Annotated in this window: 7 protein-coding genes; 6 read left to right on the top strand and 1 reads right to left on the bottom strand. The window is 63.5% G+C overall.

All coding sequences use genetic code 11. From position 1 onward, the window contains the following. Positions 1-76: 76 nt before the first annotated feature. Entirely contained in the window at positions 77-1636 is a 1560-nt protein-coding gene (locus tag DM374_RS14060) for a diguanylate cyclase (protein ID WP_110970382.1), read from the top strand. Between the two features lie 86 nt (positions 1637-1722). On the opposite strand, the gene DM374_RS14055 is transcribed toward DM374_RS14060, so the two are convergent. Next, positions 1723-3669 carry a BCCT family transporter gene (locus tag DM374_RS14055; protein ID WP_225422502.1) on the bottom strand — a complete coding sequence of 649 codons (1947 nt, stop codon included), beginning with the start codon at positions 3667-3669 and terminating at the stop codon, positions 1723-1725. A gap of 480 nt (positions 3670-4149) precedes the next feature. Between DM374_RS14055 and betI the strand changes: the two genes are divergently transcribed. From betI to mscK, 5 genes are all read left to right on the top strand, one after another. Continuing rightward, positions 4150-4815 carry a transcriptional regulator BetI gene (gene betI, locus DM374_RS14050; protein WP_110970380.1) on the top strand — a complete coding sequence of 222 codons (666 nt, stop codon included), beginning with the start codon at positions 4150-4152 and terminating at the stop codon, positions 4813-4815. 29 nt (positions 4816-4844) lie between these two features. Beyond that, positions 4845-6317, top strand: a complete 1473-nt coding sequence (gene betB, locus DM374_RS14045; RefSeq protein ID WP_110970379.1) for a betaine-aldehyde dehydrogenase — start codon at positions 4845-4847, stop codon at positions 6315-6317. Between the two features lie 83 nt (positions 6318-6400). Continuing rightward, a complete protein-coding gene (gene betA / locus DM374_RS14040; RefSeq protein ID WP_110970378.1) occupies positions 6401-8098 on the top strand; it encodes a choline dehydrogenase in 1698 nt (565 codons plus the stop codon). Between the two features lie 228 nt (positions 8099-8326). Beyond that, entirely contained in the window at positions 8327-10069 is a 1743-nt protein-coding gene (locus DM374_RS14035) for a potassium/proton antiporter (protein WP_110970377.1), read from the top strand. 40 nt (positions 10070-10109) lie between these two features. Further along, the gene (gene mscK, locus DM374_RS14030) at positions 10110-13448 is read left to right on the top strand and encodes a mechanosensitive channel MscK (RefSeq protein ID WP_110970376.1); all 3339 of its coding nucleotides are present in this window, start codon (positions 10110-10112) and stop codon (positions 13446-13448) included. Positions 13449-13478 lie beyond the last annotated feature (30 nt).

Below are 13478 nucleotides of genomic sequence, written 5' to 3'. Positions count from 1 at the left end.
CAAAGCGGTCCCAATACAATTCGCCAATCCCGCCTATCCTCAATCGCGTGCCCTCCTCAAGGACGTCCCGCACGCGATGAAACGCCGGACCTTTCACTTCCTCAACTTGCGCAGTCTGATGCTGGCTTTCGCCCTGTTTTCGGCCCTGGCGACCCTGGCCAACAGCCTGGTGGTGGCCTATGGCGTCCAGCGTGACGCCCTCATCCACGCGACCCTGGAAGCCAACCACGCCTACGCCGCCAAGGTGGCGTCCAGCATCGGCGCCTTTATCAAATCAGCCCACGCCCACCTGCATTACAGTGCGCTACAACTGGCCGAGGACTACGCCAACCCTCACCTCATGCACGCGGAAACCAAACGCTTGCAAGCCCAGGACAATGCGTTCAACACGGTCGTCATCACCGACGCCGGGGGCACGGTGCTGCACAGCCATCCCGATAACCTGCTGGCCGAGGGCAGCAAGCCGGATTCCGAGGAAATGCAGCGGGCCGTGGCGCTGCGCCGCCCACTGGTCAGCCACGCCTACCCCTCCGCCAACGGCAACCTGATGGTGTTCATCTCACAACCCATTTTCGCCACAGACGGCGCCTTTCTCGGCGTGCTCGGCGGTGCGGTGTATATCCAGCAAGACAGCGCACTAAGCACGGTCGTCTCGAACCATTTCCACCACGACGGCACGTTCGCCTTCGTCGCCGACAAGCACCAGCGCCTGCTGCATCATCCCGACGCCAACCGCATCGGCGAAGTCCTCGATAGCAGCGCCACGGTGGATGCGGGCCTGCGCGGGGAGAGCGGCACGCTTGAGGCGAACAACTCCAAAGGCGTGCCCATGCTCGCGGGCTATGCCCCGGTCGCCAATGCCGACTGGGCGGTGGTCGCGCAACAACCGCGGGGCATCGCCCTGTCCACCCTCGGCCGGCTGATGCGCGACATGTTTCTGGACCTGCTCCCGGCCAGCGTGATCGGACTGTTGCTACTCTGGTTCGGTGCCCGCTGGATCACCCGCCCGCTACAACAGCTGGCGGACAACGCGACGCAACTGTCGCAACCACAGACCATCGATCAGTTGGGCCGCATCAAGGCCTGGTACAAGGAGCCGGCCGCCATCCGCCAGGCTCTGATCGACAGCGTCAGTCTTATCCACCGCAAGATCGGTCGGCTCAACGAGCAAGCGCAGAGCGACCCGATGACCGGCCTCGCCAACCGCCGCGCGATGGACGCCGCCCTGGCCTTGCTCGATCAGTCGCAACAAGCCTATTCGGCGCTGGAGCTGGATATCGATTTCTTCAAACGGGTCAACGACACCTACGGCCACGATGCCGGCGACGTGGCGCTCAAGCAGGTGGCCGAGATCATCGCCCGGCACTCGCGCACCGGCGATCTGGCCTGCCGCGCGGGCGGTGAAGAGTTCGTCCTGCTGCTGCCGGACACCAACGTCACCGCCGCCTGCGCCATCGCCGAGCGGATCCGCGCCAGTATCGAGGCGACGGCCGTGACCGGGGTCGGGCACATCACCTTGTCCATCGGCGTCGGCTGTCGCGGGCCGCAGGCGAACAGCGCCGCGGAAGTGCTCAAGCAAGCAGACGAGAATCTGTATCGAGCCAAGCAGGGCGGGCGCAATCGGGTGGTGGGGTAGCGGTAATGCACAGGGTTTGGAAGCCGGAATGAAAAAGGGCCTCACCGTCACCGGCAAGGCCCTTCTTTCATTTCAGCGATCGACGATCAGCTATACACGCGCCCCAGCAACTGGCGGTGGCTGTCGAACTGGTCCAGCACGTCACGGGTGATCTGGTCGGGCGTGAAGCCCATCAGGTCATATTCCTGACTGCCGTTGTGCAAATAGACCTCGGCACGGTAGAAGCGCTGGCGCACTTCGCTTTCGCCTTCTGCCGGCGCTTCGTTCGGCGCGGCCAGATAACCATCCAGGCTCACTTCGTAGACGAAGGGGTTACCCTCTTCCATGGTCACCCGCAGGCCCATCGACGAACGCGACTGACCAACGCGGGTTTCCACTGCCAGGCCCATGCCCTGCAATTGCGCGGCGGCGTCTTTCAGCGCCGGGCTGACCTGCTTGTCCATGAAACGCTGGACCATCGCCTGGGTCGGTTGCAGGTCGAGCTGGCTCAGCCGCTCGCTGAAACCACGACGACCGCGCGCGGCCAGTTCAGCCTGTTCCTGCTCGACCTGGCTGTCCTGTTTCATGGCCTTGTACAGGCCGAACATGAACACCACCAGCACCACCGAGAACGGCAGGCCAGCCAGCACAACCATGGTCTGCATCGCCTCGAAGTTACCGGCGAAGAGCAGGCCGACGGTGACGATGGTGATGATCGCGGACCAGAGGATACGCAGCCAGTGCGGCGCGTCTTCGTCGACGTTGCCGCCTTTGCACGACAGGTTGGCCATCATCACCGCGCCGGAGTCGGCGGGGGTCAGGAACAGCACGAAGCCGACGAACACGGCGACGCCCACGACGATCTTGGCTGCCGGGAAGTGCTCCAGCAGTTGGTAGATCGACATTGACGGCTGCTCCAACGCCGTTCGTCCCAGTTCCACCGCGCCGTGGTTCATCACCAGGTCCAGCGCGGTGTTACCGAAGATCGACAGCCACGCCAGGGTGAAGCCCAGCGGGATCAGCAGCACGCCGGCCACCAGCTCACGCACGGTGCGGCCGCGGGAAATCCGGGCGATGAACATGCCGACGAACGGGCCCCAGGAAATCCACCAGGCCCAATAGAACACGGTCCACAGACCCAGCCAGCGCTCGGACTTGGCCGCATCGCCTTCGTAGACGTAGAGGTCGAAGGTCTTGAGAATCACGCCGTTGAGGTAGTCGCCGATGTTCTGCACGAAGCCGTTGAGCAGGTGCAGGGTCGGGCCGTTGAGCAGGACGAACAGCAGCAGGCCGCTGAACAGAATGATGTTCAGGTTGGACAAGCGGCGGATGCCGTTTTCCACACCCGACACCGCAGCAATGGTCGCCACCGTGCTCATCACCAGGATGACGATCAGCAGGTTGGTGTTGCTGTGTTCCATGCCAAACAGGTATTCCAGGCCCGACGACACCTGCATCGAGCCGATGCCCAGGTTGGTCACCAATCCCAGCAGGGTCACGAACATGCCGAAGATGTCCACGGTATGCCCGGCGGCACCCTTGACCCAACGTTCACCGACCAGCGGGTACAGCGCCGAGCGCAGGGCCAGCGGCTGGTTGTGACGGTAGGCGAAGTAGGCCACGGCCAACCCGACCAGCGCGTAGATCGCCCAGCCGTGCAGGCCCCAGTGCAGGAAGGTCAGTTGCAGGCCGGCGCGGGCCGACTGCAGGCTGGCCGAAGCACCTTCGGGCGGGTTGTAGTAGTGATCCAGCGGCTCGGAAGCACCGAAGTACAACAGCGAGATGCCGATGCCGGAGGAAAACAGCATGCCGGCCCAGGCGCCATAACTGAAGTCCGGCTTGTCATCCTTGCCGCCGAGCTTGAGCTTGCCGTAGGACGAAAAAGCGATGGCGATGACAAACACCAGGTAGCCACCGATCACCAGCATGTAATACCAACCGAAGCTGCGCGACAGCCAGGCCTGAGCCTGACCGAGCACGTGGCCTGCGGTTTCCGGAACTGCGATCAGCAAGGCAGTCAACAACAGGATCAGCAGGGTGGAGGTGAAAAACACCACGCTGTTGACCCGAACCCTCTCGACGGGGGTCTTTATCAGGGAGGCAGAACTCATTGCACGGATGCTCCAGGCGGTGCGTGAGAAAAAGTGAAACGACCCGTTCACCCGCGCAATTGGTGCAATAGCCCCATTGCGTCAGGTGTTATAAAAGCACCTTGAAAAACCGTGGTCCCAAATCGAATGCGTTGAAAAACAGGCTGAAAACCCCGGCTCGAGGGTTGCGCCGCGCGGCCACTGGCCGGACGGCAACGCTGTTCAACGGTGCGTCTATGCGCGTGAAACACCATGTTTTACGGGGCTCCACGGCTTTCCGGGGTGCCAATTCGCGCCTTCTGACGGGCTCAAAATCCTGTCAATGGCACAAATTGTCGCAGAGCTTATTCTTTGTTGATTGAACGTTCAATCAAAACAAAATAGACTGGCCTTCGCCGAGTCAGCCGCTTGTCGTCTGCTCGCAGGCCTGAGGAGATTTGCAAGATGCCCAAGGTCGGTATGCAACCCATTCGCCGCCAGCAGTTGATCGAAGCCACACTCACGGCTATCGACCAGGTCGGCATGGGTGATGCCAGCATTGCGCTGATCGCCCGTTTGGCCGGTGTGTCGAATGGCATCATCAGTCACTACTTTCAGGACAAGAACGGCCTGATCGCAGCGACCATGCAATATTTGATGACGGTGTTGAGCGAGGGCGTCGCCGCCCGCCGCCAGGCACTCACGGACGACAGCCCGCGTGCCCACCTGCAGGTGATCATCGAAGGCAACTTCGACGCCAGCCAGGTCAATGGCCCGGCAATGAAAACCTGGTTGGCGTTCTGGGCCACCAGCATGCACCAGCCGTCCTTGCACAGGTTGCAGCGGATCAACGATCACCGCCTGTATTCCAACCTGTGCAGCCAGTTCCGCCGAGTGTTGCCGCTGCCCGAAGCACGCAGCGCAGCCCGCGGTCTGGCAGCGTTGATCGACGGTCTGTGGCTGCGCGGTGCGCTGTCCGGAGACGCCTTCGACACCACCCAGGCGCAACAAATCGCTTACGAATACATGGATCTACAACTGGCGAAACAGACGAGCCCGGACGCACAGAACCAGGCCTCTGAAACCCCGCGCAGCAAGACCCGGAAGAAGTCGGGAGTTGCCGCCGGATAGCCAAAACACATTGCACTTGCGAGGACACTATGGCCCGTTTCGAAACGCAAAAACTCTACATTGATGGTGGTTATGTCGACGCTGGCAGCGATGCCACCTTCGAAGCCATCAACCCGGCCAACGGCGAAGTCCTCGCCCATGTGCAACGTGCTACCGAGGCTGACGTCGAGCGCGCCGTCGAAAGCGCCGAACGTGGCCAGAAAGTCTGGGCTGCGATGACCGCCATGCAGCGTTCGCGCATCCTGCGCCGCGCCGTCGACATCCTTCGCGAGCGCAACGACGAACTGGCCGCCCTGGAAACCCTGGACACCGGCAAGTCCTACTCGGAAACCCGCTACGTCGACATCGTCACCGGCGCCGACGTGCTGGAATACTACGCAGGCCTGGTCCCGGCCATCGAAGGCGAGCAGATCCCGCTGCGCGAATCGTCGTTCGTCTACACCCGTCGCGAGCCGCTGGGCGTCACCGTCGGCATCGGCGCGTGGAACTACCCGATCCAGATCGCCCTGTGGAAATCCGCCCCGGCCCTGGCCGCCGGTAACGCGATGATCTTCAAGCCGAGCGAAGTCACCTCGCTGACCACCCTGAAACTGGCCGAGATCTACACCGAAGCCGGCCTGCCGGATGGCGTGTTCAACGTCCTGACCGGTAGCGGCCGCGAAGTCGGCACCTGGCTGACCGAGCACCCGCGCATCGAAAAAGTCTCCTTCACCGGCGGCACCGTCACCGGCAAGAAAGTCATGGCCAGCGCCTCCAGCTCCTCGCTGAAGGAAGTGACCATGGAACTGGGCGGCAAATCGCCACTGATCATTTGCGACGACGCCGACCTGGACAAGGCCGCCGACATCGCCATGATGGCCAACTTCTACAGCTCTGGTCAGGTCTGCACCAACGGCACCCGCGTGTTCGTTCCGGCATCGTTGAAGGCCGCTTTCGAAGCGAAAATCGTTGAACGTGTCGCCCGCATCCGCGTCGGCAACCCGGAAGACGAGAACACCAACTTCGGTCCGCTGGTCAGCTTCGCGCACCTGGAAAACGTCCTCGGCTACATCGCCAAGGGCAAGGAAGAAGGTGCCCGCGTCCTGTGTGGCGGCGAGCGCCTGACCGACGGCGAATTCGCCAAGGGCGCCTTCGTCGCGCCGACCGTGTTCACCGACTGCCGTGACGACATGACCATCGTCAAGGAAGAGATCTTCGGCCCGGTCATGAGCATCCTCAGCTACGAAACCGAAGAAGAAGTGATCCGTCGCGCCAACGACACCGAATACGGCCTGGCCGCCGGCGTCTGCACCAACGACATCAGCCGCGCCCACCGCATCATCCACAAGCTCGAAGCCGGCATCTGCTGGATCAACGCTTGGGGCGAGTCGCCGGCGGAAATGCCGGTCGGTGGCTACAAGCAGTCCGGCGTCGGTCGCGAAAACGGCGTCAGCTCGCTGGCCCAGTACACCCGCATCAAGTCGGTACAGGTCGAGCTGGGTTCCTACACCTCGGTGTTCTAAGCGCCCTTTTGTAGCCGCGCCCGGTCCTTGCTGGCCGGGCGCCTCCCGCTCTCCCCGCCTACTGCCCAATGAGGGAACTGAACATGTCCCATATTTTCGACTACATCATCGTCGGTGCCGGCTCGGCCGGTAACACCCTGGCGACCCGCCTGACCGAAGACGAAGGCGTCACCGTCCTGCTGCTGGAAGCCGGCGGCCCGGACTACCGCGCCGACTTCCGCACCCAGATGCCGGCCGCGCTGGCCTTCCCGCTGCAAGGTCGCCGCTACAACTGGGCCTACGAGACCGATCCCGAGCCGCACATGGACGGCCGCCGCATGGAATGTGGTCGCGGCAAGGGCCTGGGTGGTTCTTCGCTGATCAACGGCATGTGCTACATCCGCGGCAACGCCCTGGACTTCGACGGCTGGGCCAAGCTGCCAGGCCTTGAAGACTGGACCTACCTGGACTGCCTGCCGTACTTCCGCAAAGCGGAAACCCGCGACATCGGCCCGAACGATTACCACGGCGGCGACGGCCCGGTCAGCGTGGCCACGCCCAAAGCCGGCAACAACCCACTGTTCCACGCCATGGTCGAAGCCGGCGTACAGGCCGGTTACCCGCGCACCGAAGACCTCAACGGCTACCAGCAAGAAGGCTTCGGTCCGATGGACCGCAGCGTGACCAAGAACGGCCGCCGCTCCAGCACCGCCCGCGGTTACCTGGACACCGCCAAGAAGCGCTCGACCCTGACCATCGTCACCCACGCCCTGAGCGACCGCGTGCTGTTCGAAGGCAAGCGCGCCGTTGGCGTGACCTACCTGGTAGGCGCCAGCGAAGAGCGTGTGGAAGCCCGTGCGCGCAAGGAAGTCATCGTCTGCTCCGGCGCCATCGCCTCGCCGCAACTGCTGCAACGTTCCGGCGTGGGCTCCCGCGCACTGCTGGAAAGCTTCGACATTCCGGTGGTCCACGACCTGCCGGGCGTCGGCGAAAACCTTCAGGACCACCTGGAGTTGTACCTGCAATACGCCTGCACCCAGCCAGTTTCGCTGTACCCGTCGCTGCTGTGGTGGAACCAGCCGGCCATCGGTGCCGAGTGGCTGTTCAAAGGTACCGGTATCGGCGCCAGCAACCAGTTCGAGGCCGGTGGCTTCATTCGTACCCGTCCGGAATTCGAATGGCCGAACATCCAGTACCACTTCCTGCCGGTGGCGATTAACTACAACGGCTCCAATGGCGTGAAGGAACATGGCTTCCAGGCGCACATGGGCTCGATGCGTTCGCCGAGCCGTGGCCGTATCCAGTTGAAGTCGAAGGATCCGCGCCAGCACCCGAGCATCCTGTTCAACTACATGGCAACCGAGCAGGACTGGCAGGAATTCCGCGACGGCATCCGCCTGACCCGCGAAATCATGGCCCAGCCGGCACTGGACGCTTACCGTGGCCGCGAAATCAGCCCGGGCGAGCACGTGCAGACCGACGAGCAACTGGACCAGTTCATCCGCGAGCACGCCGAGACCGCGTTCCACCCGTCCTGCTCCTGCAAGATGGGCGACGACGAGATGGCAGTGGTAGACGGCCAGGGGCGTGTGCACGGGATGGAAGGTCTGCGGGTGGTCGATGCGTCGATCATGCCGATCATCATCACCGGTAACCTCAATGCCACCACGATCATGATCGCCGAGAAAATCGCCGACAAGATCCGCAATCGTCAGCCATTGCCGCGCAGCACCGCCAAGTACCATGTGGCCAATGGCGCACCGGTGAAGGGCAAGCCTGCTCGCGAGTTCAAGCAGGGTTGAGTGTATTTGGGCCTGCTTTGCAGGCCTTCGCGAGCGAGCTCGCTCCTACAGTGTAGGAGCGAGCTTGCTCGCGATTAGGCCAACACATGAAAGGCACCTCCCGCAGGTGCCTTTTCTACATCTGCGGAAACGCTTTACAGCCCGCCAATTCATCAGGTTAGAATCGGTTGGCACGCGACCTGCTTATCAGACAGGTCCTCTTCCCCGCGATGTCCCGGAGTAACGCCTTTGGATGCGAGCACCATCAACAGCCTGTTCTTGATCGGCGCTTTGCTGGTGGGTGCAAGTATTCTGGTCAGCTCGCTGTCGTCACGGCTGGGCATCCCTATCCTGGTCATCATCCTCGCGGTCGGCATGGTCGCAGGTGTCGATGGTGGCGGGATCATCTTCAACAACTACCCTGTCGCCTACCTCGTGGGCAACCTGGCCCTGGCCGTGATCCTGCTGGACGGCGGCCTGCGCACCCGGGTGGCAAGTTTCCGCGTGGCACTCTGGCCCGCATTGTCGCTGGCAACGGTGGGCGTGCTTATCACCACCGGCCTCACCGGCATGGCTGCGGCCTGGCTGTTCGACCTGAACCTCATGCAGGGCCTGCTGATCGGCGCCATCGTCGGCTCCACCGACGCCGCCGCGGTGTTCTCGCTGCTGGGCGGCAAAGGCCTGAACGAACGGGTCACCGCCACCCTGGAAATCGAGTCCGGCAGCAACGACCCGATGGCGGTGTTCCTTACCGTCACCCTCATCGACATGATCGCCAGCGGCCAGACCGGCCTGCACTGGAGCCTGTTGCTGCACCTGGTGCGCGAATTCGGTATCGGCGGCGTGCTCGGCCTGGGCGGCGGCTGGCTGATGCTGCAACTGGTCAACCGGATGAACCTGGCCGGCGGCCTCTACCCGATCCTGGTGATCGCCGGCGGCCTGGTGATCTTCTCCATGACCAACGCCCTGCACGGCAGCGGCTTCCTCGCCGTCTACCTGTTCGGCCTGGTGCTGGGCAACCGCCCGATCCGCAGCCGCCACGGCATCCTGCACATGCTTGATGGCATGGCCTGGCTGTCGCAGATCGGCATGTTCCTGGTCCTCGGCCTGCTGGTCACGCCCCACGACCTGCTGCCCATCGCCCTGCCGGCGCTGGCCCTGGCGCTGTGGATGATCCTGTTCGCCCGGCCGCTCTCGGTGCTGGTCGGCCTGCTGCCGTTCAAGGCCTTCCATGGCCGCGAAAAAGCCTTTATTTCCTGGGTCGGCCTGCGCGGCGCGGTGCCGATCATTCTTGCCGTGTTCCCGCTGATGGCCGGCCTGCCCCAGGCCCAGCTGTACTTCAACCTGGCGTTCTTCATCGTGCTGGTCTCGCTGCTGGTGCAGGGCACCAGCCTGCCGTGGGTCGCCCGCCTGCTGAAAGTGACCGTACCGCCGGACCCGGCGCCGATCTCGCGATCGGCCCTGGAAGTGCACATCACCAGCGAGTGGGAGCTGTTCGTCTACCGCCTCGGCGCGGAGAAATGGTGCATCGGCGCCGCCCTGCGCGAGCTGAAAATGCCCGAAGGCACCCGCATCGCGGCCCTGTTTCGCGGCCAGCAACTGCTCCATCCGTCGGGTAGTACGGTGCTCGAAGTCGGCGATCTGCTCTGCGTGATCGGTCACGAACACAACCTTTCGGCCCTCGGAAAACTGTTCAGCCAGGCGCCGCAACGTGGCCTCGACCTGCGCTTCTTCGGCGACTTCGTGCTCGAAGGTGACGCAGAACTGGGGGCTGTAGCCGCGTTGTACGGTCTGAAGCTCGATGGCCAGGACCCGCAAATGCCGCTGGCACACTTCATCCAGCAGAAGGTCGGCGGTGCGCCGATCGTCGGTGACCAGATCGAGTGGAACAACACGACCTGGACCGTTGCTCTGATGGAAGGGAACAAGATCCAGAAAGTGGGGATCAAATTCCCGGAAGGTAGCCGACCCGGCCCCGGGTTGTTCCTCTAAACTTCAGTCTTTCCAGCCTGGTTGCACGAATTCTCTGCCTATGTCACTGCGCACACTGTCCTGCGCGGCCCTGCTCGGGCTGTGCCTGTCTCTCTCCTTCGCCTTCGCGGCGGAGCCACCCACCACCGCCAGCGTCCAGCACAGCCTCGACAAGATCGCCGAGCGCAAACTGCCGGAAGCCGACCAGAAAGCGCTGCAACAGGTGCTCGAACAGACCCTGTCGCTTCTGGCCAGCAAGGACGACTACGACAAGCGCCTGACCGCGCTCAAGCAGCAACTGGCCGACGCGCCGAAGCAGACCGCCGAGAACCAGCGCGAACTGGCCAGGCTGCTGGCCAGCAAGTCGGTCCCGGTGGCCCAGCGTTACGCCGCGATGAGCGTGCCGCAACTGGAGCAGGTGCTCTCCGAGCGCACCACCGAACAGGGTGAACTGCAAAAGGCGCTGTCCGAAGCCAACAGCCTGATCATCAATTCCCAGACCCGCCCAGAGCGCGCCCAGGCCGAGATCAGCAACAACCAGACCCGCAGCCAGCAGATCAACACCAGCCTCAAGCTCGGCAAGGACGGCGGCAAGGCCCTCTCCGCCGACCAGCGCAACCAACTCAACGCCGAACTGGCCTCGCTCAGCGCCCTGACCCTGCTGCGCCGCCAGGAACTGGCCGGCAACAGCCTCCTGCAAGACCTCGGCAACAGCCAGCACGACCTGCTGATCGAGCGCGCCGCACGCATGGAGCAGGAAATCCAGGACCTGCAGACGCTAATCAACGAAAAACGCCTGGCCCAGTCGCAACAAACCGTCACCGAGCAATCGATCGAAGCGCAAAAGGCCGGCGGCAGCACGCTGCTGGCCACCGAAAGCGCCGCCAACCTCAAGCTCTCCGACTACTTGCTACGCAGCACCGACCGCCTCAACGAGCTAACCCAGCAGAACCTCCAGGCCAAGCAGCAACTGGACAGCCTGACCCAGGCCGACCAGGCCCTCGACGAGCAGATCAGCGTGCTCAAGGGCAGCCTGCTGCTGTCGAAGATCCTCTACAAACAGAAGCAGGCGCTGCCGCACCTCAAGCTCGACCGCGACCTGGCCGACCAGATCGCCGACATTCGCCTCTACCAGTTCGAGGTCAACCAGCAGCGCGAACAGATCAGCACGCCGAGCCAGTACGTCGACAAGTTGCTGGAAAACCAGCCGGCCGAACAGGTCACGCCGAACCTGCGCAAGGCCCTGCTGGAAGTGGCGATCACCCGCTCCGACCTGCTGGAACGCCTGAACCGCGAGCTGAGCGCGCTGCTCAACGAATCCATCACCCTGCAACTGAACCAGAAACAGCTGCTGAGCACCGCGCAGAACCTGCGCGCCACCCTCGACGAGCAGATGTTCTGGATCCCCAGCAACAAGCCGCTGGACCTGGAATGGCTGCGCACCGTCCCCGAGCGCCTGCAAAAACAGGTGATGAGCCTGCCGTGGGGCGCCGGGATCAACGAGCTGGCCGACGGCCTGCTGCAACGCCCGCTGCTGTTCCTGCCGTTGCTGCTGCTGATCGGCGCGCTGCTCTGGCGGCGCAAGTACCTGTACCACCAACTGAGCAAGGTCCACGGCGACGTCGGCCACTTCAAGCGTGACAGCCAGTGGCATACGCCCCAGGCGATCCTGATCAACATCCTCCTGGCATTGCCGGTCAGCCTGTTCCTGGCGCTGTGCGGCTATGCGCTGCAGATCGACGCCCGCGGCCAGAACGCAAACCTCGGCGCCGCGCTGTGGCAGATCGCCCAGGCCTGGCTGGTGTTCTACACCGCCTACCGCGTGCTGGCCCCGGGCGGCGTTGCCGAGCTGCATTTCCGCTGGGAAAAACCGCAGGTCGAGTTCCTGCGAAGCTGGATCCGCCGCCTCGGCACCGTGGTCCTGGCCCTTGTGGGTGTGGTGGCGGTGGCCGAGCACCAGCCGTCGGCGCTGGCCGACGACGTGCTGGGCATCGGCGTGGTGCTGACCTGCTACGGCCTGATGGCCTGGCTGCTCAGCCGCCTCCTGCTGAGCAGCCCGACCCACCGCAACACCTCGCTGTTCCGCAAGGCCGTGGGCGTGGCGTTCACCGCACTGCCCATCGCGCTGTTCATCGCCGTGTGCTTCGGCTACTACTACACCGCGCTGAAACTCACCGACCGGCTGATCGACACCCTGTACCTGCTGATGTTCTGGCTGGTGATCGAAGCCGCCTTCGTCCGCGGCCTCGCTGTGGCGGCGCGGCGCCTGGCCTACCAGCGCGCGCTGAGCAAACGCCAGGCGGTCAAGGAAGGCCTGGACGGCGAAGTGGTGGTGGAGGAACCGACCCTCGACATCGAACAGGTCAACCAGCAGTCCCTGCGTCTGATCCGCCTGGCCCTGCTCGGCGGCTTCCTCGCCGCGCTGTACTGGGTCTGGGCCGACCTGATCAGCGTGTTCGCCTACCTCGACAACATCACCCTGTACGAATACACCAGCGGCACCGGCGCGAGCATGAGCATGGTACCGATCAGCCTCGGCGACCTGATCGGCGCCCTGGTGATCATCGGCATCACCATCGCCCTGGCCGGCAACCTGCCGGGGCTGCTGGAAGTGCTGGTGCTGTCACGCCTGAACCTGGCGCAAGGCAGCGCCTACGCCACCACCACCCTGCTCTCCTACGTGATTGCCGGGGTCGGCTTCGTCTCGACCCTGTCGGCCCTCGGCGTGAGCTGGGACAAGTTGCAATGGCTGGTGGCCGCGCTGTCGGTGGGCCTGGGCTTCGGCATGCAGGAGATCTTCGCCAACTTCATCTCCGGCATCATGATCCTGTTCGAGCGTCCGGTACGGATCGGCGACACCATCACCATCGGCAACCTGTCGGGCACGGTGAGCAAGATCCGCATCCGCGCCACCACCATCACCGACTTCGACCGCAAGGACATCATCGTCCCGAACAAGACCTTCATCACCGGCCAGTTGATCAACTGGTCGCTGACCGACACGGTCACCCGGGTAACCCTCAAGCTGGGCGTCGACTACGGTTCGGACCTGGACCTGGTGCGCACCCTGCTGTTGCAGGCGGCCAACGAGAACCCGCGGGTGCTCAAGGAGCCGGCGCCGATCGTCTACTTCCTCAACTTCGGCGAAAGCACCCTGGACCACGAACTGCGCATGCACGTGCGTGACCTCGGCGACCGCAACCCGGTGCTGGACGAGATCAACCGCTATATCAACAAAGAGTTCAAGCGCCAGCACATCAACATCTCGTTCCGCCAGATGGAGATCTACCTGAAAAACACCCAGGGCCAGGAGTACAAACTGGTCCCGACCGAGGCCAAGGAAAAAACCATCCTGCCGCCGGAAAACACCGACGGAGGGGCGGACAACAAGCCCGCCTGACTGGACGCCAACGGCCATACCCTTGCAGAA

This window comes from Pseudomonas huaxiensis, assembly GCF_003231275.1.
Lineage (GTDB): Bacteria > Pseudomonadota > Gammaproteobacteria > Pseudomonadales > Pseudomonadaceae > Aquipseudomonas > Aquipseudomonas huaxiensis.
The sequence above is the reverse complement of the archived record's forward strand: the minus strand, read 5'-3'. Positions and strand labels throughout refer to the sequence as shown.

Excerpts from the sequence above, each read along its gene's own strand:
- mscK (WP_110970376.1), top strand. The coding sequence starts at position 10,110 with ATGTCACTGCGCACACTGTCCTGCGCGGCCCTGCTCGGGCTGTGCCTG.
- betB (WP_110970379.1), top strand. The coding sequence starts at position 4,845 with ATGGCCCGTTTCGAAACGCAAAAACTCTACATTGATGGTGGTTATGTC.
- betI (WP_110970380.1), top strand. The coding sequence starts at position 4,150 with ATGCCCAAGGTCGGTATGCAACCCATTCGCCGCCAGCAGTTGATCGAA.
- DM374_RS14060 (WP_110970382.1), top strand. The coding sequence starts at position 77 with ATGAAACGCCGGACCTTTCACTTCCTCAACTTGCGCAGTCTGATGCTG.
- betA (WP_110970378.1), top strand. The coding sequence starts at position 6,401 with ATGTCCCATATTTTCGACTACATCATCGTCGGTGCCGGCTCGGCCGGT.